Below are 25,155 nucleotides of genomic sequence, written 5' to 3' on the forward strand. Positions count from 1 at the left end.
CAACAGGGAACATTATGCCGATTTTGAACCGAGCCGCCGAACTTCAGGGCGAAGTCAGCGAGTGGCGACGATATCTTCATGAAAATCCTGAGATTCTTTACGAGGTCGAGAACACCGCCTCGTTCGTGGAGCAGAAGCTGAAGGAATTCGGCGTCGACGAAGTCGTGCCGGGCATCGGCCGCACAGGCGTCGTCGGCATCATTCGCGGAAAGGGCCCGGGCGGCCGCACGATCGGGCTCCGCGCCGATATGGACGCGCTGCCGCTCACCGAAATCACCGGCAAACCCTGGGCTTCGAAGGTCCCCGGCAAGATGCACGCCTGCGGCCATGACGGGCACACGTCGATGCTCCTGGGTGCGGCGAAATACCTCGCGGAAACCCGCAATTTCAACGGCAGCGTCGCGCTGATCTTCCAGCCCGCCGAAGAGGGTGGCGCCGGCGCGCTCGCCATGGTCGACGACGGCATGATGGAGCGTTTCGGTATCGATGAGGTCTACGGCATGCACAATATGCCGGGCATCCCGCTCGGCCAGTTCGCCATCCGCAAGGGCGGCATCATGGCGGCGCCCGACCGCTTCACCATCACCATCAAGGGCCGCGGCGGCCATGCGGCCCAGCCGCACAAGACCATCGACCCGATCTTCATCGGTTCGCAGCTGGTCGGCAGCCTGCAGGCGATCGCCGCCCGCAATGCCGACCCGGTCCACTCGATCGTCATCTCGGTGACCCGCTTCGACGCCGGCACGGCGTATAACATCATCCCCGACCAGGCGACGCTCTGGGGCACGGTCCGGACGCTCAGCGAGGAGACCCGCGATCTTGCTGAAAACCGCATCCACCAGATCGTCGACGGCATCGTCAGCGCCCATGGGGCCGAGGCCGAGATCGATTATTACCGCCAGTGCCCGGTCACCTTCAACCATGACCTCGAAACCGAGCACGCGATCGGCGTAGCGGCAGACGTGGTCGGCGCTTCGAACGTCGATACCAATGTCGAGCCGACCATGGCCGGCGAAGACTTCGCCTTCATGCTGAAACGCCGCCCCGGCGCCTTCATCTTCATCGGCAACGGCGATACGGCCGCCCTCCACAACCCGCATTACGATTTCGACGACGAGGCGATTTCCTACGGCATTTCCTACTGGGTGCGGCTTGCCGAACAGCGGTTGACGGAATGACGAGACAAAAGGCTTGGCTAAACGCCTCGCCTTTTGTATGGAATTCCTCACGTGGTCCCATAGCTCAGCAGGATAGAGCGCAGGATTCCTAATCCTGAGGCCGATGGTTCGAATCCATCTGGGATCACCAACAAATTCAATAGCTTAATTGTTAAAATTGCGGAACCCATGTCGCGTTTGCCTTCCGGCAGGTTTCTTTGATTTACAGCCAATCCCCTGCGTTCACGGCGAATCCGTGCGACATGGATTGCAACATGCGACATGCTCTGACACCCCCGATTCGCTTTCGAGGAACGCCTCGCGGGTGCGGCTTTGAGGACGAGGGATGACAACCGAGAAGGTTCCGGACCCAGCGCTGTTAGAATTCGTCCGTGCCCTCGCTAGGCGACAGGCTCGGATCGATGCTGCCGAGGGCATCCGATGGGACGACATCCATGAGGGCTACCGGGAAGATCCGTCTCCGGAGAACGCCGCCTTTGTGCTAGAACATATGACGCTTGCCTTGGATCTCGCATTCAACGTGCGCCGGGGCGCGCGGAAAGCGACAGCCCGGAAGGGGAAAAGGTGAGCCCATGTCCCCGAAAGCGAAGCTGATCGTGCTGGTAGCGTTCAGGAAGAATGACGATGGGGATTTGGTGCCGGCATTCGATCCGCGCCAGATCGACACGGAAGAGCGGGCAAAGCGAGAGGCGCGGCTGATGGCAGACCAATATGCCGGCGTCGTCGCATGGAGCCGGGAAGCTGATCCGGCGATCGGGGAATATGGGCCGCCGGTGATTCTTTACCAGCATGGCGACTGCCCTGACTTCGAATAATGAACTCGCCGAAAATCCATTTGGCTTTTTACGCGGCGCTGGCCATCTTTGTGATCTTTCACAAGGGCCTGAGTCTTGAGCGACAACAACGAACTACCCAGAGCCTACACGCCGAAAACCCTAGCTGAACGCTGGCTCTGTTCCGAGCGCCACGTCCGAAACCTAATTGAAGGCGGCCATCTGCCTGCCTTCCGTCTCGGCGGCAAGCTCCTCCGTATTCGTGGGGAAGACGTCGAAGCGTTTGAGGCTGACGGCGGAATGAAGCTATAGCTATCGATAAAGGGGCTCTCGTGATTGATCGCGAAATCTTTATCGCCGCGGGAGGAATGCGTACCTATCTAGTTCCCTCACGTCATATCGCAGGAGATTTGGATGACTGCCGAATTCGGCCCATACATACAGATGCGCAAGCTCGCTCAGCAGATGGCAATCCAGTTTCAGAAGGATCCCGACATCGACCTGGCGCCTCTTCTTGCTCATTTCATGGATGAGGTCGAAGTGAATGTGGCTTCCGATCGCTTCGATCATTCAGGGTTCATGGAAAAGATCCGCGCGCCCTTGACGCTTGATGCTGAGGTGACATTAGACCAGCGCCGCAAGGAATTCCTAAAGGCCGTCGCGGACGCGCTTCAAGAACGCATTCAACGTGAGTTGAACGCGCCAACCCTTTCCGCGTGACGTCGATAGCTACGACGTCGGCATGAGCAAGCGACGACCTCCGACTTTTCCGCCTGACACCTGGCCACCACGCATGATGGCAGACATGGCCGCTGCCTACTGCGGCGAGCGCCATGTTGAGGATTTCCTCGAGCGCGTCGGTACGACATATCCACAGCCGCGCGTGGTTGACACGACGAGGCGGAAGTTCTGGTATCGGGACGATCTGGACCGCGCCATGAACATTGGAGCGTCTGAAAGCTCATCAGGAATGGGAGCAGCGTTTCGTGCGAAGATCAGGGAAAAGCGAGCTACCGACCAATCTTCGAAGGTAAGCGAATGAGGAAGATAGCCGACAGCCTGTCCTACCCGCCGCGCGGAATGTCCCGCGAGGAAGCCGCGCGCTACGTCGGCGTCGGCACCACAAAGTTCGACGAGATGGTTGCTGACAAGCGGATGCCGAAGCCGCGCAAGATCGACGGCAGGGTCGTCTGGGACCGCATCGCACTCGACGCCGCATTCTCGGATCTGCCATCTGAAGGCGGCAACATGATCGACGAGATACTGTCACGGCGGGAGAAGCTATGACGCCCGAACGGTATGGATGGAACAAGGCGGCCGTCCGGATGGCTGCCGACGTCGCGCTTGAGAAGGGCGTCTCGGTGCGCCTGGAGCGTGATGGATCGATCACGGTGTCACCATTCGATCTTCCGATCATCTCAACCATTAAAGCTAAGCCCACCCGAGAGGAGGAGGGGGAAGCGGCTTGGGCTGAGTGGGATGCCAAGAGGGCACAGCAAGATCGAGGCGGCGGCCGAAAGCCTCGGAATGTCGCGGTATCCGCTGATGCCCCAGTTAAACCGAACATGAGGACGCTTCGATACGAAAACTATGAGGAGTGGGAAAAGCTATTCGTGAAGACGCCGTTAGGAAAACGCGAAGGCAAAGCGCTGGCGGAACTTGGCGACCACGGTCTCGACGACCCGATGGAAGTGGACCTGTTCACGGAATTCGGTCACAATACCGCGCAGCGACTCTGGCTCCGAGGCCTTATTGATTTCAAGCCCGACACTAACGGTAGCCCGGCGCCTGCCGCAGTTTGGTTGACTGATGCCGGCAAGGCTGCATTCAAATCGCTGAAGCGAGACCCAGAGGGGCATTGATGACGCGCGCCGCATTCCGCCAGGCCGACCTTGAGCGCATCTTCCGCGCTGCGAAAGCGACCGGATCGGCCGTCCAGATTGATATGCGAACCCTCGTGATAACTGTTCTCCCAGTCCTCACAGAGGCGCCGGTCGCAACGCGGAACGGACTGAGGTACGGAAGTGAAAACTGGGGAGACGACGACTCGGGTGGAAAGCTTCCAGACGATTTTGCCCTCTAAAGCGTGTCGCGTTTAATCTGCCTCGTATCCTGCGGCTTTGAAGTAGTTTCTGCATTCTGTGACGGAGAAGAGATTGCAGATTTCGCCGAGGGCTTGCGTGATGGCATCGAAGCTGCGGGCAGCCCGCTTTCGCAGCAGCGTCTTGAGTTTTGAGAAGGCCATCTCTATGGGATTGAGGTCGGGACTATAGGGCGGCAGAAACAGCAGCCAGGCTCCCTTTGCCCTGACCAGTTCTTCGGCCCGTTCGCTCTTATGAAAGGCGACATTGTCGAGAATGACGACGTCTCCAGGCGACAGGTTCGGCGCGAGTTGGGTCTCTATCCACGCCTCGAAGATGCGGGCGTTCATCGGCCTGTCAACGATCCAGGGGGCAACCATGCCATGGGATCGCAGCCCGGCGATGAAGGTTTGGGATTTCCACGAACCGAAGGGTGAATGCGTTCGATAGCGCTGCCCTCGCGCAGACCATCCCGACCGCTTCGTCAGCTTTGTGTTCGTCGATGTCTCGTCGATAAAAACCAGCCGGGCCAATCCTTTGTTGAAGAAAGGCTTGCGCCGTGCGGTCCACAGTTCACGCGCCCGCGCGATCTCCGGGCGCAACTGCTCGGCGGCCTGCAGGCTTTTTTTTATGGCTCAACCCAAGCCGATGCAGAAGCCGTCCGACACTGGAGCGATGGACGATGACGCCACGTCCGCAAAGTTCCACGCAAAGCTCGTCCAGCGTCAGTTCGCCATTCTGTGCCAGCCGCTCTCCAACCCACGCGTGCTGTGCCGAAAGCTTACCGCCGCCAAGGTGCCCCTGCCGGCGCGGCGAAAGCGAACCTGTCTCGCGCTTCAGGATCACCAGATCGTTCACGAAACGCGGCGACACCCGAAAATGCCGGGCGGCCTCCCGATGCCCATGGCCTTCTTCCACTAACGCTACGACACGCTCACGCAACGCAATCGGATGTGACTTGCCCATGGCGATCTCCCTTCACATCAAAGGGAATCACGGATGGACTGATTTGAGAACCATGAATCGCAAAAACAGCGACACGCTTTAGCATGACTCCCGCGTGCATCGTGGCCCGTTGCTCGGGCAGGGTGAGGACGAGCGATGGGTGAATGGTCTGAGGCGATCGAAGACGGCGTGATATGTCCAGGCTGTAAAGGCTATTTGATCGATGAACACGGAAATCGGTTCACATGTGACTGCCCACCCGTGGTGAAACCGGTTGGAAACTCCGCGCTGGTGCGATCGCCTGGATCCGACAAGCTCGGCCCCAACTGGCTACCGCCTCGTTAGCCGCCCGGCTCGTGGTCGGCCACTGGATGCCTGCCGGGTTGCCGACAGCGAGGGGGACTCTATTTCCCCTCTATGAGCGGCATACCATCACCTACCGTCCCGCCCGACGACGAGAATCGCCACCTCCTCTGCCAGATGGCGATTGAGATCCCGCTGCAGGGGATAATCGAGACCGCGGTGAAAGCCGGATGGGAGGAGACCGAGGTGCTGACGGCTATCATCGAGGTGGCGGATAACCTCGTGCTGGCGCATGGATCGAACGCCGAGCTCGACGCGCTGCTGAAGGCGATCAAGCGGAACCTCGACTAAGCCTTCATTTTATCAAGCGGCGCTGTTCAATATCCCATCTTCCTGCGGCCCAGGAGCCGAAGCGCGAGCGCACGGCCGGATCTCAGTAAGGGGTAAGCTGCACGTGACACGGTCGGATGGCGGAATATAAAGCTGTTGAAGCGGTTAAACCTATCGCTCCCTGTGGAAAGAAGCGCGAGCCGCGTTACACACTCAGCTCCAGAGTAGATCTTTCCCCCCTGCACCATCGCCATGGTGTGGTCAAGGACAACGCCTGCCGAGCGGACAATGTCGACGGCAGGGTGCTCGTCGCGAGCGTTGACAAGCTCGACCTTACCCACCGCGTCCCGCAACTTCAGCAGCTTGACGTATTGCGAGCAAAACGGGCATTCGCCGTCGTAAATGATTGTCAGCGCCGGGCTGTCGGACATCGCTATTTATTTCACATAATGAAACGGGGTTCGCAGCGGGAATGCCATGCTCTATCGAATGGCACGTCGATGCGAAGACGAGGCTATAGCCCTTCACATGGGGAAGATCGAGACGATTGATCTCCTCGATCATGAAGGGGTTACTCGGCAGATGGTGAGGTCGGAGGCAAACCGCAAGTTTGCCGATCGTTTTCGAGATCCCGAAGCAGGGCTAGTCCGGTAGCCGATAAATCTCCGAGGTGTCCTCTGGATCGCGCAACCCCTTGAACGAGGGATGCCGCAACTTCCCGTCATTCGTCCAGGCTCGGTACTCGATCTCGGCAGTCAATGCCCGCGCGGTCAACACCAGGTTCTTTCCGGGCACCCTCACGGGCGGCAGCTTTGTCTTGAGTTTGTCGAGCTGCTTCTTCAGCGATCGGGCGACATCGTGCTTGAAGCCTGTCCCGACGCCGCCGGTGAATTTGCAGTCGTCCCGGCATCAGACGACCCTGACGAATGAGCGACGAACGAACTGCGGCCCATCCCGTCGCGCCGGTGCATTTCGAGCACTGGTGCGAGCACCCCGGTTGCAAACAGTGGGGTTCCTTCGGCTTCGAGCGCGACAAGACGAAGACAGATTGGTTTTGCATGGAGCATCGGCCGGAGACCTACCGGGGCCAGCCGGTGCGCAGGAGCGCCGAATGAAGGATGATCGCCCTCTCGCCCACGAGGATTTCGATAAGGCGCAGGAGCGTAAGAACCTATTTTGGTTCATCGTTACCGGGTGCTTAATCCTGCTGGCGACATTCGGCGCTCTCGTGTCGAGCATGCGAATGATTGGGTTTATCTAGGCCGATAGGCAAAGACCTTACCGCAACTTCAACATCAACGCCCTACCTTTAGCCCCCCGATTTTCAGGGGCCGGTCATGTTTTTTTAACATTCGTCATTTCTTATCAAGCCAATTGCGAATCTTGCTCAAATTTTTCGAAATCAATCTCAAAGAGCATTTTACGGGGGCTACATTATGCGGGCTGGCTGTGGGTTTCACGGAACCAGGAAACCGGCGCTACTTTCGGGCGTCTGCGCGACAGCGCTACTTCTGGGGTGCGGCTTCGCAACGCCGGTTTCCGCTCAGACGGTTAACTGGAGGGGAACGACAAGCAGTGACTGGACTGACGGGAGCAACTGGTCGGGCGGCATAGCTCCCGGTGTCGGTGCAACCGTCAATATCAGCACACTTGGCGTACCGGCGCAGAGCCCTACTGTCATCGGCGTCACCGGGCCAGTCAGCGTTACGGTGAACGTACTCCAAATCGGCCAGAATCCTACAGCACCTGCAAATTTGGTAATTCAGAATGGTAGCACTCTGACAAACACAGGCCAGGCGCGGCTCGGACCTACGAACGGCGCCATCGGCACGGCGACCGTAACCGGAGCGGGATCGCGGTGGAATATGTCAGGCCTGCCTCTTGCGGTCGGCTTTCTTGGAACAGGCACGCTCAACATTGAAAACGGCGGGCAAGTCGAGGCAGGAAACACGATTGTGGGCGGCGCCGTCACCGCCGCTTCTGGCACCCTCAACATCAGCAGCGGTGGCACGCTCCAGGCCCAATCCTTGCGGGGCGGTAACGGCACGAAACAAGCCAATTTCGACAACGGCATTCTGCGCGCGACGGCCGCCAACGCGACCTTCATAAGCCTATTTACCGGCACCGAGCTCAACCTGCTCGCCGGCGGGCTGACGATCAATACTGCCGGCTTTGCCGTGGGAACCGACGCGACGTCGGGCTTCAGCGGCGTCGGCGGCCTCACCGTCACCGGTGGCGGCATTTTCAACCTGCAGGCAAACAGCATTTACTCGGGCGAGACGCAGATCGACTTCGGCAGCAGCCTCGCCCTTACCGGCGCCGGCGCCGTCGCCAATTCCAGCCGGGTTGTCGCAGACGGCGCCTTCAACGTTTCGGCGGCCGCGGCTCCGGCGATCCAGAGCCTGGCCGGCAGCGGTTCCGTGGTGCTCGGAGCGCAAACCCTGACGATCACCAATGCCAACGACACGTTCGCGGGCGTCATCGGCGGCACGGGCGGATTGACCGTCACCGGCGGCAGCCAGACGCTTTCGGGCGTCAACACCTATACCGGCGCGACGACGGTGAGCGGTGGCCGGCTGGCCGTCAACGGCTCGATCACCAGCCCGGTCGCGACCTCGGGAACCGGCATTCTCGGCGGCACCGGCACGATCTTCGGCGATGTGACCAATGCCGGCACGATAGCGCCCGGCAATTCGATCGGCACGCTGACCATCGCCGGCAACTATACCGGCACGGGCGGCACGCTCGAAGTCGAGGCCGTGCTCGGTGGGGATGCCTCGCCGACCGACCTCCTCGTGGTGACGGGCAATACCGCGGGCACGACGAACGTCACGGTCATCAATCTCGGCGGCGGTGGCGCGCAAACCGCCGAGGGCATCAAGATCGTCGATGTCGGAGGCGTGTCCGGCGGCACTTTTTCGCTGCTCGGCAGCTATGTGTTCGAGGGCGATCAGGCCGTGGTCGCTGGTGCATATGCCTATCGGCTCTACCAGGGCGGCGTCAGTACGCCTGCCGACGGCGACTGGTATCTGCGTTCCGCGTTGCTTAATCCTGTCGGCGCCCCCATTGGACCGCTATATGCGCCGAGCGTTCCTATCTATGAGAGCTATGCCGGCGTGCTGCAGACGCTCAACGAATTCGGCACGCTGCGCCAGCGCAACGGCGGGCGGGCGATCGACGAGGGGTTAGCGGAGAACGATCCCGCCAAGGCGATCTGGACCCGCATCGACGGCACGCATGCCCATTTCAATCCGAGAACGTCGACGACCGGCACCGAATACGATGTGGACACCTGGACGATGCAAGCGGGCATCGACGGAATGCTGCATGAAAGCGCCGCCGGCGCCCTGATCGGCGGCGTCAGTTTTCACTTCGACACGGCCTCGGCGGATATCTCTTCGCGCTTCGGCAAGGGCAGCATCGATACGACGGGCTATGGCTTCGACGGCACCTTGACCTGGTATGGCAATAGCGGCTTCTACGTCGACACGCAGGCTGCCGTCACCTGGTATGACAGCAATCTCAACTCCTCGACGCTCCAATCCACACTTGCCGACGGCAATGACGGCTCTCGGTTATGGCCTCAGCGTCGAAGCCGGACAAAAGATCGCCCTGACGCGCCAGTGGTCGCTGACGCCGCAGGCGCAGCTTGCCTATTCCTCCGTTCGCTTCGACCGTTTCACCGACGCCTATGGCGCCGTCGTCTCGCTGGACGATGCCGACAGCCTGACCGGGCGCCTCGGCATCTCGGCCGATTATGACAGCGACTGGAAGGACGCGGCCGGACAGATCAGCCGCTCGAAGTTCTACGGCATCGCCAATCTCTATTACGACTTTCTCGACGGCTCGAATGTCGATGTCTCCGGGCTCAGCGTCGTCAGCAAGAACCAGCCGCTCTGGGGCGGCCTCAGCCTGGGCGGCTCGCGCAGCTGGTCTGACGATCGATATGCGGTTTACGCGGAGGCCTTCGCTCGCACGAGCCTCAAGGACTTCGGCGACAGCAACGCCATCGGCGCCAAAGTCGGGTTCAGCATGAAGTGGTAGTGTGATAGGTCCTGTCAGCCGGGTTGCGTCCCATGCCGTCGCAGGAACCGGAACAAAGCAAGCAACCATGGGTTCACCCTCCACAAGGGAATCAATCATGGGTACTTATGTCTTAGTTTTCCTGTTTTTCGCTGCCATCTTTGCCCTCGCCAGCGTCATTGCTTACCTTACCTGTCCACACCTGCCAGACGACTGAGGCAACCGGAGCTGGTGCGAAGACGACCGCCACAGTTCTTGACTCCTCGCAGCTTCGTGTCAGTTTCCGGACATGAGCACACACCACCGCTTCGACCTCCGCAAAGACGGCGAACATACTTGGGAAATATTCGACACCACCAACGGCCGTACTGTGGTTCTCCGGGGCGAGCCTTTTTGCGGCCTACCGCAAGACAGTGCCGATACCTTGGCCGACTATATGAACTCGGCAGGTATGGTGCCCGATAGGAACACACTGCATTGAGCTCGACGACCGACTTCATTGCAGAGTTGGTGCGGGCCGCGAATGAGGTCGAGAAACTAGATCCGGCCGAAGCCGCCGTTTGCTCAATCGGGCGGTTAATACCATCCGATATATGAGAGAGCAGACCGGTATACCTGGAAGCCAGACGGCGGGGGACGTGGTGGCGGACCTTCAAACTGCTGCAGTGGCGCTTGGCTAGGGAAAGCGATCGCATGAACAGATCAAGGCCGCATTGCTGGATGCCGCCGGCATAATCCGCGACTTGCATATCGTGCTGGATACGGACGAATTGCATTCGGTCATTTCACTGCGGCCAATTGAGTTCTTTTGACAAAAAGTTCGGCGCCGACTAAGTTTTTCAACCATGGGCTGTTCGGCATTTGTGGCTTGTTCCAGAGCCCTTGGAAGGGCGCCTGGGAAGGACCGGAATCTATGTCTTTGCTTAGAGATGAGCTCCGACGCCGTATCAGAATGGCTTTGATTGCGATTGGCGGATTACTCGCAGCCGTGGCCACTTTCTTTTTTGCCGGGTACTTCGGCGAAGCAGCTAAAGACGCTTGGGGTTCAACAAAAAGCAATTGGGCAGCAACGGTAAGTGGCTACAACAAATGGTTACATGGATCGGGACGCTTTCCAATTGACGGCTACCTCAACTCTTCAACGATATTTATTCCGTATCTGAACCAGAAATTCTGCTTTGAACAACTCAAAAAATGGGGCGCGACTTCAGGATACTCCACATCTGGCTTGTGGAACGACAACGATATTGTCGAGATTGACTTCAGGAAAGGCGATAGGGAGTTTGCAGTAAGGTGCGTGACCGGGGACGGCATGAACGGAACGGCAGCAGTAATATTCATGGTGGATGACGAGGAGCACGTTATCAGGCAACTATTCAATTCGCTGACGGCGCACTTCAGAGCTGAGCGTGGACCACTCGGCAATCTGAACGTTACCCCGGTGGACATTCGCGCGAAATTCCAGATGGATTTTCGGATGTACGAAGGCTATCTGCCCTCTCCTCGAATAAAATCTACATCATCAGATAATACAATTCTTGCAACGGTGGGGGACTATCTGAAAAGAAATTACTACACCCAGATGGATTGCGGGATTAATAACTGCAGTTATTACAGGTCAGGATCTGCATTATGGGTAATAATTGGAGACCTTGGGCCTCGCGGTGTGCGCTTAATCTTCGTCATTACCTCCGACAAAATTGGAAACGAGTGGACGATGGAGAACGCGCCTTCCTTCGAGCTACTTAGCGGAGTTCCATTCGTGTCAAATCTGAAGCTTCTACATAACGACTGGCAAGAATGATCCTCTGTCTGTCGCGAATGAGAAATCTTCTTGTCGTTATTCCTCGTTCAGAGAGCGCTTGATGTCTGAAACACAACCCGCAGATCCCCGGTAGCGCTGGATGGCGGGAATAGGCATCGCTCTCCCAGCCATATTTGCCGGCCCGGACGGTACAAAATAAATCTTCTGTTCGAAGTGAGCGTCTTTGTCGCCGGCGAACAACTACGAGAGCACGATTGGCGCGACCGTCTCGCCCGGGTACCTCAGAGGCGCGAAGCTAACTTCCGGGCGAGTTTCTCTGTCTCTCGACCCGATCGAGCCGCTCCCGCAGATCCAGGATGATATCGCGCTGGCCGTAAACGCTGCCCTGGGCGGTCTTCACCTCGTCGATCTGGCGCTGCTGGTCCTGGAACCGCTGGTCGTAGTTCGCCCACACCCGGTCGAGCTCCTCGCGCGGAACCTGGGCAGTTCGAACCTCCTTTAACGCTGCTTCCGCCCGAGCTCGATCCTCCGATCCGCGGGTCGTGCGCCATTCCATCTCCTTTTGCGTCACCATCTTCTCTGTGATGATCGTGATCGATCCCTTGAGGTCGGTGGTTGCGCTCTGGATGGGCCAGTAGACCAGGCCGCCGACAATCGTGCAGAACGAGAGCGCCACAGCGATAGCCTGCCACTGCGGCTTGTTGCGCTCGGCTATGTTGGTCGAGAGCGCGGCGACGGACGAGCGCATCTCCGATGACATGGCCGCCATGGAAGACTCGATCTGCTTGAACCCGGAGCGCATTTCGCTCTCGAGGTCGTATTGGCGGCGATTGAGGTTAGTCACCCGCTCGCCAAGCTGGGCGGTTAGGGCATCTGAATAAACTCGGTGTTCTGCGCCATTGGGCATCTCGTCGTTCCCTGCCATTGGTCCTGCTGCCCTTTCAATGCTTCAGTCGATTTCATTGGTTTGTTCTTGTTCCGAGCTGTTGACCATGCGGCCGGCGACTCCATGTTCCCGTGGCGAACGGAGGCGCGTGAATGCGACTATGCAAAACATGTCAGGATACCGGCTGGGTCTGCGAAGCTCATCCAACAAAGGCTTGGAGTGGAATGCGCTGCTGCGGCTGTGGTGCCGCAGGCATGCCTTGCCCACGTTGCTCCTCCGAGCTCGCATGGGACAGGCCGCCCGATTATTCAAAATTTTTTCAATCCGCCAGCCACCTCCCCGGCAAGAAGGTCAATTGACCTCTCTATCGAGCGAAGTATCGCACTGTGACCCCTGACGAGCTCGAACGACGAGCCTCCGCTGTCTACGGGTCGCCGTTGGATTGTTCCTCGTGCTTGCGAGCGAGCAGGCGACCGCCGCCAGCATTTTGAGGTTTAAGCGAGTCACAACTGCATCAGACCTTTGACCGTCTGGAACGAAAACCCTCCAGATGCTAATTTGACAGATGCTTCAGAACCACAATCATATTGCCGGCGCCTTTGAGCCGGAAGACTTGCAGATGCTCCAGCAGGTTCTGGAGAAGATCTGCGACCAGCGCGGCATCATCAAATCCTCGGGCGGAGCTGCGGACATCGCAACGGATGTGATCAATCTGTTTCAGCTCGGGGTTCGGCGTGAAGACCATCTGCTTGCAAGATTAGATCCTCGGGCTGAGGCCAGATCGTAGAAAGCCGTAAGCTCACCGGCGTTTCATTGCCGTCTTCTGGTCATGTTCCAGGCATTCCCTCTGCGTCCAGACACCCGCCCCACAGATGCCCGCAACGGTGTCGTCGATCGCCTCCTGATCGTCAGGCGTTGCGCCTTTGGCTCCGATCAGTGACGTGCCGATGATCGCCCTAGCCGTGCGGGACAGTTGCCCCTTCGAGGCACTGACCTGTTGAGTTGAGGTACACGCCGCCGCGCTCACGGCACATGCGACGGTTAAAGCGAGCCTTGTCAGCTTCATTGCTCAGTTCTCCTACGGCTTTGTCGGTTGCTGCCTGCATGGTGGCGCGCTCGATGGCCCGCGCCTCTTCCTTGGCGTCCGGAAGCCACCAGACGGCGTTGACGGTGGTGAAGACGGCAAAACCGAACGCCAGCCCGCCGGCCGCGCCGATCGCCATGCTGATCTTGTCGGAGATCATGGCTCTACCGCCGCACGGATCTTGCCGACCGCCGAGACGATGGAGTTCTGAAGCAGGAGGCCGAGGATCAGTGTGGCGAGGATGACGATGGCGAGCACCGCCACGACCTGCCAGTCCATCCCGGCGAAGGCCGCAAGGCCAAGGCCACCGAACGACCCGCCACCACCGAAAAGGCCGAAGATGTTGAACTTGCGCTTGACCTGAGTTTCGACGGCAACCGGCACCACGGACTTCTCTTCGGTAACCGGCGCGGCGGAGAATGCCGCCATCTGCACGGACGCTCCCGAGAGAGCGAGTAGATCCTTGTGCAAGGCCGCTCGAGTCTTGGGACCGACGTCGCCGTCGACGTCGAGGCCGCGTTCGGACTGGTAGCGCCGGATGTCCGCCTCGGTCGGCTGGTAACCGAGCAGTACGAGCGAGATCCGGCCATAGTAGTCGATGCGATCGACCAGGCCGTTCTTGCCGCCGTTGACCTTCTTGGTGATCGTCTCGATGTCGTTACGATCGGCGTAGGCGTTTAGGTTCCGGGTCGACCAATACCAGAGTGGCACCAAGCCTTCCCACGGATCGGTGTTGACGAGATCCGGCTGGGCAACGAAGTCAGGCGGATTGAAACCCTTCTGCCGGCACCAGTCGCGGAAGGCCTGATAGTTCTCCTTGCCGGTGATCTGGATGCCGGCCCGGCCGCGGTAAAGATAACCGTCGCCATCAGCCGCCGGCGTATTGCCGAGATCGGTGCGGGTATCATACCGGGCCTGCGCCGGCGTCGGTCCCCAGACTTCCTGGTCGAAGCGGAAAGCGCCGCTCTCGTGCATCAGCTGCGCGAGGTAATGTGCGACGCGGTGCGGCCGGTTCAGCCCCAGCCCCAGCCCGAACTTATCGAGCGCGACAAGGACCGAGTTCATGTTGCCTTCGTTGACACGCGATTTTGCAGCCGCGCGGATCTGCGCGGCAGTGATGACGCTCATTGGAATGTCCTTTGTGGTGAAGTTTGAAAGGCCGGCTGCGGCCGGGAGGCTACGCCAAAAGGTCTAACCTGAATGGGGGATGCGCTATGTCAGGTTATCTGCGATGCTCCCGCCGCCAAGAGACTGTTGAGGGCTCGAACGGGAAAAACGGGCGAGCCCTCTTTCTTTTTGAACCTGCTTGTATCGCGTCGGGTTGAGGGCCTGCATCCGGCGGATCGACGCAGGCCCTCGCACATGACTGCGCCCTACAAATTCGGCCAGACGATCGGCGTGATGCCGCCGATGAACTCTTCAATGGTCGGCGGCGCGATCTCGCCTGCCTCGACACCGGCGAGCTGCTGGAACATGTAGATCAAGGCTGCATCCCGCCAGGCGATGAAGACTTCCGCCTCCGCCGCCCATTGCGGATTGGTGCTGCCGGCGTAGCTGACGACAGTCAGGCGGTTGTCGTATTGCCGTTGGGTAGCGACGGCGTCGAGGTGATCATCGAAAGCCGACTTGTAGTGATCGAGCGTCGGCACCTGGCCGGCGATCATCGCATTTCCGTAAAGCCTGGGTGCCATCACCTCAACTCCATTGCATGACGACACCGGAAACGGCGACGTTCTTATTGTTGGCAGTGTCGATTTCCCATTTCATCGAACTGCCGGAACCAAGGCTGGAGAGGTTGATATTATTCGCCTCGTAGACCCTTGGAAGGAACTGGAATTGCGCCAGCGTCAGAACAGCCGTCGCCCATGTGACCCCGCCGTCACGGGACATCTTGGCGATAACGTCTGTGTTGATGGTGACGGCCTCCGGTTCGGTCAGCTGAACCGCAAGCCGGCCCGTCGTCGGTACTGCGGCTGCCGGATAGGTCACGGATCGCAGCGCCATATTGCCGTATGCACTGGCAGAGGATTTAACTTCAATCGCCATCACAACCGGCGTTGCGGCCGTCGTCAGGGCGTACCCTGTAACGTTAGGCGTACCAGCTTCATCTGTAGCACCATCCTTGAAGTAGGTTTCAGTATTGGGTGCCTGGGACGGGAGATAGCGAATACCGGCTGTCGCGGCGGCAAGGTCCATCGCAATGATATGATCCTTGGTACTGTCCAGCGCGAACGGGATCCAATCGCTCCATTCTCCCGCCGCCGGAGGCGTTATGCTGCTCAAACCCCCGAAGGTCACTCTGACAGGTGTCGTTGAGACGGTGTCCATGTCCCATGCGTCACCACTCGCCGCAGCGCGGCCGAAGAACATATTGGTTATCGCCTTGGAAGCGCCAGCATTAGCTCCGACCACTCTGATACGAACAAATGTGCCGGCGGCAACAAGCCCGGCGGCTGCATATCTGATGCGGTACTTGCGCTGTGTGGCGACCGTCGCATCAGTTGTGAGAACAATAGCATGATCCATGGTGGTCGGCGTTGGAGACGGCGAGAACCAGTCGTTCGTCGCATCATAGACCTCATTCGTCGAAGCCGCCGCATCGACGCCCGTTGCATCGTCAAAAGCATCGGCAACCCCGTTCCTCATGCCAAGGCGCACACCCTTCAGGTCGGCGATTTCGAGCGCCAGCAGAGCGTCGTTCTTGCCGCCGGAATTTGCGAGGGCTTCAATCGCCGCTTGCACGGTCGCGGGAGCACCCGGGAGGTTTGCCGTCGCATTGCTGAACACGACATCGAGCGCCGTCGTCGCAAGCCAGGATTTAGTCCGCGGGATTAACGTCGATCGCCAGGAAGGCAAAACCGGCCGGCCGCTCGTCATAGGTCGCAAGATCGGCTGTCTCGCCGGCCACGTCATAACGGTAGAGCGTTCCCGCCTCCATCGCCACCAGGAGCCGAGACAGGATATTGCTGTTGGTTTCCAGCTGCTCGCTGAAAGCGGTGGCACGAAGCAGCGCATAGGCATAGGTGCCTGTCGCGCCAGTCCATTCTAGAGCGGCCGTCGCCGCGGTGTCGCTCTCGATCGACACCAAGGGAAGCGGGTTTCCCTCCGCCTGAACGAAGATCGTGCCGCCGGCCACCTGTGCGATTGCCCAGGCAGTATCAATGCCGGTCACAGCCTTGCTGCCGTTGGTCAGCTGAACTGACCCGGTGATGTAGTAATCAGCCATGTGATGGAAACCCTATGAGGTCGGGATGCCGAGGATGTAGTAGCGAATGCCGACGATGCTGGATGTCGGATAATCGAACACCCAATTGTTGTTAGACCATCGCTCCTGGTAAGGGTTGCCCTCGTAGGTCCAGAAGGTCGCTTGGTTGCTGCCAAGGATGCAGAAACTGCTATTCCCGGCATTGTATCGGGTCGAGTTATTGTAGCTTTCCACCAGGCGAGCGGACGGTGCTTTCACCCCTATGCCAGCGGCAGAGTCCGACACCACCGTCATGTATTTGACGAACGGAAAGAACCCCGCCGCGTTGAAACCGATCGTGAAGCTCTGCCCCGCGTTCACCGAATTCGGCGGGGTATATTGCGGCGGCCCTCCGATGACCCGGTATCCTTCGGCAAGGATCTGAATGGCAGGCCAACGGCTGTCGAGAACGATGTCGGCGAAGTTTGGCGGGTCAGCTGCGCCCGGTCGGAGGAACTGGACAACGTCCTGGGCTCCATCGTTGAACTGCCGCAGCACGTTGTTATCGCCGGATGTTGGCGGCAACTGGTTATTCGACAGGACGAGGTACCGGACGCGGCACGGTCCCGACAGATTGTTGATGTAAAGCTTGGTTCCGGAGAACCAGTATTCGCACCTGGTATCCGTAAAATAGCCGCTGACCGGGTAGGAGATGACCCCGTTCTCATACTGCAGCATATCGCAGATGGTGGTGTTATCGACCGGATAGCCGACCTCGATCTCGGTGAGGCCGGACGGCAAGGCAATGTCACCGGCCTTGATGACTGCGAGCGGACGGCCGGAGGAGTCGAAAGCCATCTGGGTTGGCGTTGCTGTCCGGGTATCAAATCCTGGTTTTGCCACCCGACAGAAGTCCTTGGTGATTTCCACCGTCCGCAGTCCGGGAACAGGTGACGGCGTGTCGCTGTCGAGCAGCGGCATGTTCGTCGCAGGGAGCCTCCAGACCACCAGTTTGATCTGGTAGGAACCACCATCGAAGGCGCCGAAGGTGTTGGTATAGTAGCGAACTCCCTTGCCCAGCGGTGGGTTGCCATAGAAGGTTTGCCCATCATTGAGCCACCAGCCGTTGTTCATCCAGCCGATCATGGTGCGATAGCCAGGCTCTCGCCCCTGGTTATCCTCTTCGCCCTGGGTGAAGACCCGGAAGTTCTCCGCGTACCGGCCATCGGAGAGGCGCTGGTATTTCAGGTCATAGACCGGCAGATCGTATGGCAGCGCGTCCCCGAAATACGAATTGCGGACCATGATGTAACTGAAGCCACCGACAGAGCCGGGCAGCTTCTTCTTCTGATAATTCGCATCGTTGGTCCCCGCCGGCCAAAAGGTCGTCGAGTTTGGAGAGAATGGCGTGCTGTCGATGCCGGCGATCTTCACGTCGTCCGCGAACTTGGAATTGTATAGGAACGAGCTTCTGTTCGCGTCCGGTTCGGTGATGGGATCAATCTCGCCCTTGGTGAACTTCACGCAGGGCACACCGAAGCTGTCAAAACCAATGAGCGTCTGGGTCATGAACTGATCACGATCGTGCCGTTGTTGACGTCGATGACCATCTTGCCGTTGGGGCTCTGGATGATGCCGGCGTTGACCGTGCCAATATTGGCGATGTTGAGCTTGAGCTCGCCGTTCTCGAACACCATCGGATAGCTTGCATCGCCGCCGTCTGTGACAACGAACTGATCGACGTGGAAAACGGTCCGTGACTTGAGGATGCCGCCATCGGTGTAGATCTCGATAAAGAGGCCGCTCTCTTTGAATTCATCCTCGATGGAGGCCTTCAGCAAGATGGCGTAGCGGACCGTTACACCGGCAGGCGCCGCAACCGCCTGGAAGGCGATCATGCCATTCGCCAGGCTCTCGCCGAACTCCGCGATCAGCTCTTCGGTTTTCCCCACTACGTTGGCGATGTTCGAGGTGATGATCACGACTTCTTCGGTGAAGCTCGCGCCGAGCTGCTGAAGCTTTCGCCCCAACGTCTGCGAAACGCCGCCATTGATCTGGAGGTTCTGCTGCAGGCGCGCGAGCAGCGTCTCATTGCGATTGAGGCTGGCGTACAGTTCGGTGAACACCGCCATCACGTCGTCGCGCAGATTGCCGAGCCCGACCTCGATATCTGGATTGCCGGCGTCAGCCGAGGTTACTGTGATCGGAGCGGTCCAGTTGGTCGGGCGGTCGGCGATCAGCCTGTGACGGAACTCGTAGTCCGTCAGGTTCACGATACCTTCCTGGATGAAGGTGACGGCCGCCTGACGATCCACCTGACGGGTGAACTTGTTCGCCGGCTCGGTCTTGATCCACCACTCGAACACCACGCCGGTGACCGTTACGTCGTCGATCGGCGCCCAGGTCATGCGAAAAGCCGGATAGGTCCGGCCGTCCGCCCCGGTAGCAATCACAGCGATGACGGCCCAATCCTGAAGGGCGTTCAGGTAGACCGGCTCTCCGTTCGGGATCGGCACGTTCGGGGGCACGAGCCCGACCGAGGTGTAGATCGCTCCGGAGCGCTCCTGCAGCGACAGGACGACGTTGCGCGGGCCGTCACTGCTCAAAGCCCTGATCGAGCGGCTCTGGACGACAAATGTGATCGAGCCGTAGCGCGCCGAATTCCATTGCACCCAATCGCCGACCCGGATCGTCTGGAAGCGAGGACGCAGGACGATATCCGCGGTCGCCTCATATCGGTTCTCATTGTAGTAGATCGAGGCCAGCTGGTTCGCCTGTCGCTTCGAACGCACCGTCGGGAAGTTGAGCTGGACATCGCGCGTCCGCCGATCGAGCGCCACCTGTGTCGGGTTGCTCTGCGTGTCATAGCCAGCTGGCGACCACATGTTTGCAGGCTCGGGATATGTGCCGGAGACGGAATTGGTGAGGTCCGCCATCGACCGGCGCTTCTGGAACCGCACCGGCTCCGTCACAATCAGATCGTCATCGGTGAACGTCTCGACGATCGGCTGTTCGGTTCCGATGATCGGCCAGGAGCCCTCGACGCTGTCGACGACGATGCCGCCACAGGAGACCATGATGGACTCGATATTGTCGCCGTGGTCGACGTCCGCGTCGAGCAGGACGGAACAGCGGTAGCGCGGCTCGCCGCCGGTATTCTCGTCGCAGATGTTCGCGGCCATCGCATAGCGGTCGATCGGCAGGTCGACCGCATCCATGTCCATACCGAGGAACAGGTCGCCGTTCCACGAAAAACCGCGCCGGTAATTGTAATCGAAAACCACCGGGTTTTCGGAGAACTGGTAGGTTGCGTAGTTGCCCCAGCGATGCGGTCCGGAGCCGCCGACCGTGTCGTCTTTGCGAAAATCGTAGAGACGGGCGCCGCGGATCTCGAAGAAGAAGTCGGGGAACTGGGAAAGCTTCTCCTGGTCATAGACCAGCCGCGCGATCAGGTAGCATTGACCGGAGCCGACATGATCAGCAGTCCAGCGGCCGAAAGGATTCGAGTTGGCGACCAATCCGCCATCGGCCCCCGTCTGGGTGCCATGGTAAAAGACGAAGCTCATGAGGCCCGCGTAGTCTCCGGCGACGACCGAGAAGTGCGTGCCGTCTGGCGTCGAGAGCTGCAACAATTGGCCGCCGGCCCAGATCCTGGACAGGCCGTCGCATGGGAAGTCCGACAGAACAAATACCTGCTCGAGATACATGTTCGACGAGCCGTAGGTGTTCACATAGCAATCATGGCCCGCGATCCCGACAAGGCCGCATGCCACCTTGCGGCTGATGTTCTCGCCATACTCCCGCTCGAACTGCGTGCCGGATGCCTGCTTCTCTGATTTCTTCGCCCGGTCCGCCTGGAGCTTGTTAACGATAAGGCTGATACCGATCCCGATAACGGCCTTGGCGATGGCAAGACCGATCGTGCCGAGACCGAGCGCCCCGCCGATCGCGCCAACGATTGCTGAAATGAAGGGCATTTATCGAACCTTGTAAGCGCGCTTGACGAACAGCACGGACATGATTTCGAGATCCGAGCCGGTCGTGACCTCGACCCGCTTGCCGCCGACCCTCTCGACGTGGCCATAAATCGTTTTCACGGCAAAGCCGGTCGAGACGAACACGCCGCAGGAGATAGCGCCGTCGCGCTCGATCACGCCGACGTCGCCGCGCTGCGCCATCATCGCCGGGATGGGCTCGTCGAGTTCGGCGGCGAGCGCTTCCTCGACTGTCTCCTGGAAGCCGGCCTTGCGGAACACCGTGTAGCCTTCCGCCTCGCTCCGGTAATTCTGGAGATGCGGCAGAATGCGAGAGCCGGTCACGGCCTCGATTGCGTCCATGGTCATCATCCAGCAGTCGGACATGCCCCATTGACCGGGCAACGCCAGATGCTTCGCCACAACCGCGTTGAGGCGCTTTTCCCAATCATCATGTCTCATTGGTCAGGTTCTCGCGGCCACTCGGCCCCAGAAGATGTCGACACGGCCACGCTTGGCCGCATGCTGGAAGAACTTGTCGTCAGGCGACCGCCGCTGCTGGTCGGTCATGGTGCGGTACCGGCCATTCTTGCGGGAGTAGTCGAGCTGTCGCCCTTCGCACCGGGCGACGAGGATATAGCCCCGCTCCGGATCGACCTGGTGCTCAACGACATCCAGGTAGCCGCGTGCCACGACCTCGACCTGGAGCAAGGCGCCGGTGTCAGGATGGAAGTGGGCATCCATCACGGTGACAGGCCGGTCCGCTTTCGATCTGCGTCAGGACGTCCGGCGTCAGGCCATCGTCGGGACTTTCGGCAAGCGTCAGAGTGAAGCCGCCATCGGCGCTTGTGCCCGTGCCGCCACCGATGTCCGATACCTCGATCAGGCCGAACGGCTTGTATTCGACACCCGAATAGGTGAACGGCTCGGCGCGGCTGATGAAGCCGTAGATGCCGGAGGCGAACTGAAAGCGCATCATCTGCCGCGTCGAGATCCGCCCCTGGTCGTAAAGGTCTTTGACTTCGGTCGAGAGTGTCATTGCGCTTCCACCAGACGAAAGGCGACAGAGTAGCGGCCGTTGGACCGAGGAGCGGAAAAACTCTCCGGGACCGGCCGCATGACCAGCGCGGGCTTCGCGAACCGGACGACTGCCCCGGCCTGTGAAACGACACCGAAAGGCGGCGGCTCGATCGTGATTGTCCGGGTCGAGCCGCCGCCCGTCACCTCGGTTATGCGGCCGATATGATAACGGGTGAGGCGCTCCAGCCCGATACGATCGCCGACAACGAGGGAAAGGCCAGCGTCCACGCTGCTGACGGACAGAACGTTACCGCCGGTCACGGACACGAGATTGCCGGCATCATCCGCAGGCGCTTGGTTACCGCCATGGTTTTTGGGATAGCAGACGTGGGGATGACGGAAGAGCACCCGCTTGAGGCCTTCTCGAAGCGAAAGCCACCACGCCTCAACCTCGGCATACTGGCTATAGGTGAGCGGCCGCGTCACGAGGCTCGCCTCCCAGGCCGGATCGGTCACCTGTGTGTAATTGATCAGGCGCGCGCCGGACGGCGAGGCCTTGACCGGATCGCGCAGGATGAAGTCTGCGGTGACGTAACCGACATCGGGAATCTCTCGCGGAAAGGAAACTGCCATGCTAGTACGAATGCCTCACCGAAAGAGGTTTCCATGAAATACGAAGATAGACAGGTCGCCGACATTTATTTCGATAAGGAAGACAAGCTTTATCGCGCGGTCGTCGAGTACTATGTCCACCTGGACGTCGGTACCTCCGGTCTTCATCGAATTGCTGTCGATGTGAGCTTTTCGGGAGTGGGAACGGAAACATTCCCGCAGATCGAGGCAATGGCCTACAGCGCCGCGGAAGCGATGATCTCTCTGCTTCCGACATCTGCCGCCCCTTAGATTTTTGCGTTGTACTTACGGGCAGTCTGTATGTGATTGACTGTCCGTTGCATGCCTCCGGCGTCATAAGCTCGGATTGCCCCTGCGGCTTTTTGCTGAGCAACACTATTGACGAATGCCTGAAGGTTCCCGTTCTCATCCACGGAAACACTGACGTCGATTGCCATTCCAGATGACCGTCCGGGAGCGATGTTCCCGAGGCTCGGCATTGTCGGCGTAGCAGTCGGCACGCGCGATACGATCGACCCGTTTTGATCCGGAACAAATAGCTCCGGCCGCTTCTCACCGACGACATACGGTTGCCCCTTCCTCACCGGGCCGCCGCTGGCCCGGAAGATGTCACCGAGGAAGCTCAAGGGATTAAAGCCAGCGCCGCCTTTGCCCGGACTATCGAAGATGCTGTCCAGCGCCATCCCGAGAAGCCGATCGCCGATCTTCTTCAGGCTGTCTGCGAATACGTCCGCCGCTTTCTTGCCCTCAACAAACCCGTCGATGATTCCGCGCGTGAGGTCCTTGTTGAACTCGCGGGCGTCCTCAGCTGCCTGCCTGACGCGATCCTGACTTTCGGCCAGCCGTTCCGACGCTACGACGGCGTTGGCGTAGGAGGTGGCCAGCGTGTCGATCTGAGCGGCAAGCTCTGGAGTGACCTTCTTGCCTGCTTCCTGGGCGGCCTTCAGCAGATCATGTTTCGCAGCGGCCTTCTCGACGGCAAACCCGTAGTCGTCGATGAGCGGATTGACTTGTGCCTGGGCAGCCGTCTCAGCCTGGAGGGCTTCGGTCCGCTCCTTGATCTGCGCAATCTCTCGCTGAAGATCATCGGTCTTCGGTTTCCCGCTGCCCGACTTGCCGACTGGCGGCCTGAAGTCCTTGACCGAGACCGGCGCGACGGCCACTGGACGGCGAGCACCGCCACGGGTGGAAGGCCCGCCCATGTTGCCATTGGTGCCGCCAATGACGGGCTCAATCAGGCCGTTGCCCAAAGGTGCCGGTACCGAGCCAGCGGCTCCCCTAACCTGATTTAACTTGCCTAGAACTTCATCCAGGCGCGCGATTGCCCCTGTATTATCGAAGCCGAGGCTTGTGTTCAGCGCGATACGATCTTGAAGGAGCTTGACCTCCTTTTGCAGGATGGCGGTTTCGCCAGATGCTTGGGACGTATCGAGCTTGATTACGTTGCCATCGCTGTCGAGTACGCCGAGGCCAGACGCCAGATCCTTGAAGACTTGAGCATTGCCGAGGCTGCTTAGATACGAGTCGAGCTCCTTCCTGGCGTCTCGGACCTTCTGAATGAGCGCCGACACGTCGAAGCCGTTGATCGCCTTCGCGGCGGTGTTCATGCCGCCCGCGAAATTCTTGCTGGCGCCAGTCGAATTGTTGAACTCGCGGGCGACATTAATCAAAGCCGTCCACAGGTTGCCGGCCGCCTGCTCGATGGTGAAAACGGAACCGGCCACCTTGCTCTGGAGGATCGGAGCGCCTGCCTCAAATGCACGGAAGAACGCTTCCGACGAGATCTTCCCATCGACCACGAGCCCCTTCAGGCGCGAGACAGAGCCGCCGGCTTCTTTCAATCCGGCTGCCGCTGCCTGGGCGATGGTTGGAGCGCCCTCCAGGATCGAATTGAATTCCTCTGCTTGAACCTTGCCGCTGCCCAGCGCCTGGCCGAGCTGCAGCAATGCACCGCTGGCCGACTGAGCATCTGTGCCGGCAACGCGCAGTGCGAGCGCGACGTTGTTAGTGAAGCCGAGCAGTTCCTCGGTCGTGACACCGAGTTCTTTCTGGCTTTGCGCGGCCTTGCCGTAGAGCGTGGCAAGCGTCTCTATCGGGGCCCCGTTGGCGATGGCTGCCTTGTTCAGGCGCTGATAGACGGTTTCCAGTTCGGCACCGGAGAGACCGGCAACCTTCAGAGCGTTGTCGATGCGCGTGGCGGCGTCGGACAGCTGGCCGATGTTGCGGATAACGTCGTTCGCAATGAAGGCGCCAGCGATCGCAGCGCCTGACTTAATGAATGCGCCCGCAATAGCCGTACTCGAAGCCAGAGCCTTCTTCTGGATTGCTCCAAGACGCTGGTTCGTGACGCCCTGCGCCTTCCTCATCGAGTTTTCATAGCCTTTCAGGTCAGCAGAAAGCTGCACCACAAGGCGCTCAAGGTCAGTTGCAGCCATTCGTTCGACATCCTATGATCGCAAAAACCAGCGGAGACTGCCGGGCATGAAGGTGATTGTTTTCTGTGCAATGATGGCTGCGGCGACTGCTGCTTCCGCGGCAGATATTGAGATTGATGTTCAGAATTTTTCAGTCGAGCGTGGCGTCGCCAGGGCTGTGATGCTGGTGAAAAACAACCTCGCCAAGCCGGTTCAAGGCGTATTCATCGATTGCGCCTTCTTGGACGGGGATAAAAAAGCAGTCGGAATCGGCCGCGCGATAATCAATGCGCTTGCTCCCAATGGGGACGCATACGAAGAAGCGGCTCTTCCGACTAAAGCCTCCGTACAGTTCGTCGATTGCCGCGTCCGTTCCTTCAGGGACTAGCCGCCATCCTTTTCCTGCAGCCATTTCCAGAGGTCATCGGCTTCTGCGTTCGACATCTTCTCTTTGGCGCCGTTCGCCTTCGCGTATCCATCGAAGGCGGCCAGGAATTGCCACATCGACATGTCGTTGACCTGCTGGGGCGTAAAGCCCATTGCGGGGCCAACCCCATAGATT

General features: G+C 59.5%; 31 protein-coding genes, 1 tRNA gene and 2 pseudogenes. 17 read left to right on the forward strand and 17 right to left on the reverse strand.

The genetic code is table 11. The features are described from left to right. Positions 1–14 precede the first annotated feature (14 nt). The 8 genes from LZK81_RS20335 to LZK81_RS20365 all read left to right on the forward strand — a co-directional run bounded on the left by LZK81_RS20335 (position 15) and on the right by LZK81_RS20365 (position 3,813). On the forward strand, positions 15–1,178 hold the full coding sequence (locus LZK81_RS20335) for a M20 aminoacylase family protein (protein ID WP_233954447.1): 1,164 nt from the start codon (positions 15–17) through the stop codon (positions 1,176–1,178). A 53-nt stretch (positions 1,179–1,231) separates the two neighbouring features. Beyond that, positions 1,232–1,308, forward strand: a tRNA-Arg gene (locus LZK81_RS20340). A 442-nt stretch (positions 1,309–1,750) separates the two neighbouring features. Continuing rightward, on the forward strand, positions 1,751–1,993 hold the full coding sequence (locus LZK81_RS20345) for a hypothetical protein (protein WP_233954448.1): 243 nt from the start codon (positions 1,751–1,753) through the stop codon (positions 1,991–1,993). Positions 1,994–2,068: 75 nt separating this feature from the next. Next, positions 2,069–2,263, forward strand: a complete 195-nt coding sequence (locus tag LZK81_RS29440) for a helix-turn-helix domain-containing protein (protein ID WP_418936458.1) — start codon at positions 2,069–2,071, stop codon at positions 2,261–2,263. Positions 2,264–2,365: 102 nt separating this feature from the next. Continuing rightward, entirely contained in the window at positions 2,366–2,671 is a 306-nt protein-coding gene (locus tag LZK81_RS20350; RefSeq protein ID WP_233954449.1) for a hypothetical protein, read from the forward strand. A gap of 73 nt (positions 2,672–2,744) precedes the next feature. Continuing rightward, positions 2,745–2,993, forward strand: coding sequence for a hypothetical protein (locus LZK81_RS20355; RefSeq protein WP_326491498.1), 249 nt, complete (start codon positions 2,745–2,747; stop codon positions 2,991–2,993). Next, positions 2,990–3,238, forward strand: a complete 249-nt coding sequence (locus LZK81_RS20360) for a helix-turn-helix transcriptional regulator (protein ID WP_233954451.1) — start codon at positions 2,990–2,992, stop codon at positions 3,236–3,238. Before LZK81_RS20355 ends, LZK81_RS20360 begins: the two co-directional genes overlap by 4 nt. Continuing rightward, positions 3,235–3,813, forward strand: coding sequence for a hypothetical protein (locus tag LZK81_RS20365; protein ID WP_233954452.1), 579 nt, complete (start codon positions 3,235–3,237; stop codon positions 3,811–3,813). Before LZK81_RS20360 ends, LZK81_RS20365 begins: the two co-directional genes overlap by 4 nt. Before the next feature lie 233 nt (positions 3,814–4,046). On the opposite strand, the gene LZK81_RS20370 is transcribed toward LZK81_RS20365, so the two are convergent. Continuing rightward, positions 4,047–4,998, reverse strand: a protein-coding gene (locus LZK81_RS20370; RefSeq protein ID WP_233954196.1) for an IS630 family transposase whose coding sequence is annotated in 2 segments (ribosomal slippage) — positions 4,047–4,661 and positions 4,663–4,998 — 951 coding nt in all. Because the reading frame shifts where the segments join, the coding sequence is not laid out codon by codon here. A gap of 396 nt (positions 4,999–5,394) precedes the next feature. Here LZK81_RS20370 and LZK81_RS20375 point away from each other — a divergent pair. Next, positions 5,395–5,631, forward strand: coding sequence for a hypothetical protein (locus LZK81_RS20375; protein WP_233954453.1), 237 nt, complete (start codon positions 5,395–5,397; stop codon positions 5,629–5,631). 26 nt (positions 5,632–5,657) lie between these two features. Here LZK81_RS20375 and LZK81_RS20380 read toward each other — a convergent pair whose 3' ends face one another. Next, positions 5,658–6,041, reverse strand: a complete 384-nt coding sequence (locus LZK81_RS20380; protein WP_233954454.1) for a DCC1-like thiol-disulfide oxidoreductase family protein — start codon at positions 6,039–6,041, stop codon at positions 5,658–5,660. Positions 6,042–6,252: 211 nt separating this feature from the next. Further along, positions 6,253–6,453 (reverse strand): hypothetical protein, encoded by a 201-nt coding sequence (locus LZK81_RS20385; protein WP_233956639.1) that lies wholly within the window; start codon positions 6,451–6,453, stop codon positions 6,253–6,255. 83 nt (positions 6,454–6,536) lie between these two features. Between LZK81_RS20385 and LZK81_RS20390 the strand changes: the two genes are divergently transcribed. The 5 genes and pseudogenes from LZK81_RS20390 (at position 6,537) to LZK81_RS20405 (ending at position 11,437) form a co-directional block, all read left to right on the forward strand. Continuing rightward, positions 6,537–6,725, forward strand: coding sequence for a hypothetical protein (locus tag LZK81_RS20390; RefSeq protein WP_233954455.1), 189 nt, complete (start codon positions 6,537–6,539; stop codon positions 6,723–6,725). Further along, complete coding sequence (locus LZK81_RS20395) at positions 6,722–6,871, forward strand: hypothetical protein (protein ID WP_233954456.1); 150 nt, start codon at positions 6,722–6,724, stop codon at positions 6,869–6,871. The genes LZK81_RS20390 and LZK81_RS20395 overlap by 4 nt, the downstream gene beginning before the upstream one ends. 493 nt (positions 6,872–7,364) lie before the next feature. Further along, a pseudogene (locus LZK81_RS20400) lies at positions 7,365–9,654 on the forward strand (autotransporter outer membrane beta-barrel domain-containing protein). Positions 9,655–10,110: 456 nt separating this feature from the next. Then, positions 10,111–10,445, forward strand: a pseudogene (locus tag LZK81_RS29445) (hypothetical protein). 101 nt (positions 10,446–10,546) lie between these two features. After that, the gene (locus LZK81_RS20405) at positions 10,547–11,437 is read left to right on the forward strand and encodes a hypothetical protein (RefSeq protein ID WP_233954457.1); all 891 of its coding nucleotides are present in this window, start codon (positions 10,547–10,549) and stop codon (positions 11,435–11,437) included. Positions 11,438–11,693: 256 nt separating this feature from the next. On the opposite strand, the gene LZK81_RS20410 is transcribed toward LZK81_RS20405, so the two are convergent. Beyond that, positions 11,694–12,242 (reverse strand): hypothetical protein, encoded by a 549-nt coding sequence (locus LZK81_RS20410; RefSeq protein ID WP_233954458.1) that lies wholly within the window; start codon positions 12,240–12,242, stop codon positions 11,694–11,696. Positions 12,243–12,849: 607 nt separating this feature from the next. Here LZK81_RS20410 and LZK81_RS20415 point away from each other — a divergent pair. Then, positions 12,850–13,071 carry a hypothetical protein gene (locus LZK81_RS20415; RefSeq protein WP_233954459.1) on the forward strand — a complete coding sequence of 74 codons (222 nt, stop codon included), beginning with the start codon at positions 12,850–12,852 and terminating at the stop codon, positions 13,069–13,071. Between the two features lie 169 nt (positions 13,072–13,240). On the opposite strand, the gene LZK81_RS20425 is transcribed toward LZK81_RS20415, so the two are convergent. The 11 genes from LZK81_RS20425 to LZK81_RS20475 all read right to left on the reverse strand — a co-directional run bounded on the left by LZK81_RS20425 (position 13,241) and on the right by LZK81_RS20475 (position 22,179). Next, positions 13,241–13,528: a hypothetical protein gene (locus LZK81_RS20425; protein ID WP_233954461.1), complete on the reverse strand. Its 288-nt coding sequence runs from the start codon at positions 13,526–13,528 to the stop codon at positions 13,241–13,243. Further along, positions 13,525–14,496, reverse strand: a complete 972-nt coding sequence (locus tag LZK81_RS20430) for a peptidoglycan-binding protein (protein ID WP_233954462.1) — start codon at positions 14,494–14,496, stop codon at positions 13,525–13,527. Before LZK81_RS20430 ends, LZK81_RS20425 begins: the two co-directional genes overlap by 4 nt. Positions 14,497–14,741: 245 nt before the next feature. After that, complete coding sequence (locus LZK81_RS20435; protein WP_233954463.1) at positions 14,742–15,059, reverse strand: hypothetical protein; 318 nt, start codon at positions 15,057–15,059, stop codon at positions 14,742–14,744. A gap of 4 nt (positions 15,060–15,063) precedes the next feature. Beyond that, a complete protein-coding gene (locus tag LZK81_RS20440) occupies positions 15,064–16,155 on the reverse strand; it encodes a hypothetical protein (protein ID WP_233954464.1) in 1,092 nt (363 codons plus the stop codon). 31 nt (positions 16,156–16,186) lie between these two features. Beyond that, a complete protein-coding gene (locus tag LZK81_RS20445; protein ID WP_233954465.1) occupies positions 16,187–16,594 on the reverse strand; it encodes a hypothetical protein in 408 nt (135 codons plus the stop codon). 12 nt (positions 16,595–16,606) lie between these two features. Next, on the reverse strand, positions 16,607–18,121 hold the full coding sequence (locus tag LZK81_RS20450) for a hypothetical protein (RefSeq protein ID WP_233954466.1): 1,515 nt from the start codon (positions 18,119–18,121) through the stop codon (positions 16,607–16,609). Continuing rightward, a complete protein-coding gene (locus LZK81_RS20455; protein WP_233954467.1) occupies positions 18,118–20,529 on the reverse strand; it encodes a phage tail protein in 2,412 nt (803 codons plus the stop codon). Before LZK81_RS20455 ends, LZK81_RS20450 begins: the two co-directional genes overlap by 4 nt. Beyond that, positions 20,530–20,988, reverse strand: coding sequence for a DUF6950 family protein (locus LZK81_RS20460; protein WP_233954468.1), 459 nt, complete (start codon positions 20,986–20,988; stop codon positions 20,530–20,532). A 3-nt stretch (positions 20,989–20,991) separates the two neighbouring features. Beyond that, positions 20,992–21,219: a hypothetical protein gene (locus tag LZK81_RS20465; protein ID WP_233954469.1), complete on the reverse strand. Its 228-nt coding sequence runs from the start codon at positions 21,217–21,219 to the stop codon at positions 20,992–20,994. A 28-nt stretch (positions 21,220–21,247) separates the two neighbouring features. Beyond that, positions 21,248–21,565: a hypothetical protein gene (locus LZK81_RS20470; protein WP_233954470.1), complete on the reverse strand. Its 318-nt coding sequence runs from the start codon at positions 21,563–21,565 to the stop codon at positions 21,248–21,250. Continuing rightward, positions 21,562–22,179, reverse strand: coding sequence for a hypothetical protein (locus LZK81_RS20475; RefSeq protein WP_233954471.1), 618 nt, complete (start codon positions 22,177–22,179; stop codon positions 21,562–21,564). The genes LZK81_RS20470 and LZK81_RS20475 overlap by 4 nt, the downstream gene beginning before the upstream one ends. Before the next feature lie 33 nt (positions 22,180–22,212). On the opposite strand from LZK81_RS20475, the gene LZK81_RS20480 reads away from it, so the two are divergent. Further along, the gene (locus tag LZK81_RS20480) at positions 22,213–22,449 is read left to right on the forward strand and encodes a hypothetical protein (protein ID WP_233954472.1); all 237 of its coding nucleotides are present in this window, start codon (positions 22,213–22,215) and stop codon (positions 22,447–22,449) included. Here LZK81_RS20480 and LZK81_RS20485 read toward each other — a convergent pair. Continuing rightward, entirely contained in the window at positions 22,446–24,614 is a 2,169-nt protein-coding gene (locus LZK81_RS20485) for a tape measure protein (protein ID WP_233954473.1), read from the reverse strand. The two genes, LZK81_RS20480 and LZK81_RS20485, sit on opposite strands and share 4 nt — an antisense overlap. Before the next feature lie 46 nt (positions 24,615–24,660). On the opposite strand from LZK81_RS20485, the gene LZK81_RS20490 reads away from it, so the two are divergent. Continuing rightward, complete coding sequence (locus LZK81_RS20490) at positions 24,661–24,981, forward strand: hypothetical protein (protein ID WP_233954474.1); 321 nt, start codon at positions 24,661–24,663, stop codon at positions 24,979–24,981. On the opposite strand, the gene LZK81_RS20495 is transcribed toward LZK81_RS20490, so the two are convergent. After that, positions 24,978–25,133: a hypothetical protein gene (locus LZK81_RS20495; RefSeq protein ID WP_233954475.1), complete on the reverse strand. Its 156-nt coding sequence runs from the start codon at positions 25,131–25,133 to the stop codon at positions 24,978–24,980. The genes LZK81_RS20490 and LZK81_RS20495 overlap by 4 nt on opposite strands. Between the last annotated feature and the right edge of the window lie 22 nt (positions 25,134–25,155).

The organism is Neorhizobium galegae (assembly GCF_021391675.1).
GTDB classification, from domain to species: domain Bacteria; phylum Pseudomonadota; class Alphaproteobacteria; order Rhizobiales; family Rhizobiaceae; genus Neorhizobium; species Neorhizobium galegae_B.

Coding starts and splice junctions, on each gene's coding strand:
- LZK81_RS20485 (WP_233954473.1), bottom strand. CDS start 24,614: ATGGCTGCAACTGACCTTGAGCGCCTTGTGGTGCAGCTTTCTGCTGAC.
- LZK81_RS20350 (WP_233954449.1), top strand. CDS start 2,366: ATGACTGCCGAATTCGGCCCATACATACAGATGCGCAAGCTCGCTCAG.
- LZK81_RS20460 (WP_233954468.1), bottom strand. CDS start 20,988: ATGAGACATGATGATTGGGAAAAGCGCCTCAACGCGGTTGTGGCGAAG.
- LZK81_RS20450 (WP_233954466.1), bottom strand. CDS start 18,121: ATGACCCAGACGCTCATTGGTTTTGACAGCTTCGGTGTGCCCTGCGTG.
- LZK81_RS20425 (WP_233954461.1), bottom strand. CDS start 13,528: ATGATCTCCGACAAGATCAGCATGGCGATCGGCGCGGCCGGCGGGCTG.
- LZK81_RS20445 (WP_233954465.1), bottom strand. CDS start 16,594: ATGGCTGATTACTACATCACCGGGTCAGTTCAGCTGACCAACGGCAGC.
- LZK81_RS20470 (WP_233954470.1), bottom strand. CDS start 21,565: ATGACACTCTCGACCGAAGTCAAAGACCTTTACGACCAGGGGCGGATC.
- LZK81_RS20380 (WP_233954454.1), bottom strand. CDS start 6,041: ATGTCCGACAGCCCGGCGCTGACAATCATTTACGACGGCGAATGCCCG.
- LZK81_RS20490 (WP_233954474.1), top strand. CDS start 24,661: ATGAAGGTGATTGTTTTCTGTGCAATGATGGCTGCGGCGACTGCTGCT.
- LZK81_RS20475 (WP_233954471.1), bottom strand. CDS start 22,179: ATGGCAGTTTCCTTTCCGCGAGAGATTCCCGATGTCGGTTACGTCACC.
- LZK81_RS20375 (WP_233954453.1), top strand. CDS start 5,395: ATGAGCGGCATACCATCACCTACCGTCCCGCCCGACGACGAGAATCGC.
- LZK81_RS20395 (WP_233954456.1), top strand. CDS start 6,722: ATGAAGGATGATCGCCCTCTCGCCCACGAGGATTTCGATAAGGCGCAG.
- LZK81_RS20495 (WP_233954475.1), bottom strand. CDS start 25,133: ATGGGCTTTACGCCCCAGCAGGTCAACGACATGTCGATGTGGCAATTC.
- LZK81_RS20405 (WP_233954457.1), top strand. CDS start 10,547: ATGTCTTTGCTTAGAGATGAGCTCCGACGCCGTATCAGAATGGCTTTG.
- LZK81_RS20335 (WP_233954447.1), top strand. CDS start 15: ATGCCGATTTTGAACCGAGCCGCCGAACTTCAGGGCGAAGTCAGCGAG.
- LZK81_RS20480 (WP_233954472.1), top strand. CDS start 22,213: ATGAAATACGAAGATAGACAGGTCGCCGACATTTATTTCGATAAGGAA.
- LZK81_RS20365 (WP_233954452.1), top strand. CDS start 3,235: ATGACGCCCGAACGGTATGGATGGAACAAGGCGGCCGTCCGGATGGCT.
- LZK81_RS20360 (WP_233954451.1), top strand. CDS start 2,990: ATGAGGAAGATAGCCGACAGCCTGTCCTACCCGCCGCGCGGAATGTCC.
- LZK81_RS20345 (WP_233954448.1), top strand. CDS start 1,751: ATGTCCCCGAAAGCGAAGCTGATCGTGCTGGTAGCGTTCAGGAAGAAT.
- LZK81_RS20455 (WP_233954467.1), bottom strand. CDS start 20,529: ATGCCCTTCATTTCAGCAATCGTTGGCGCGATCGGCGGGGCGCTCGGT.
- LZK81_RS20355 (WP_326491498.1), top strand. CDS start 2,745: ATGATGGCAGACATGGCCGCTGCCTACTGCGGCGAGCGCCATGTTGAG.
- LZK81_RS20430 (WP_233954462.1), bottom strand. CDS start 14,496: ATGAGCGTCATCACTGCCGCGCAGATCCGCGCGGCTGCAAAATCGCGT.
- LZK81_RS20435 (WP_233954463.1), bottom strand. CDS start 15,059: ATGGCACCCAGGCTTTACGGAAATGCGATGATCGCCGGCCAGGTGCCG.
- LZK81_RS20390 (WP_233954455.1), top strand. CDS start 6,537: ATGAGCGACGAACGAACTGCGGCCCATCCCGTCGCGCCGGTGCATTTC.
- LZK81_RS20415 (WP_233954459.1), top strand. CDS start 12,850: ATGCTTCAGAACCACAATCATATTGCCGGCGCCTTTGAGCCGGAAGAC.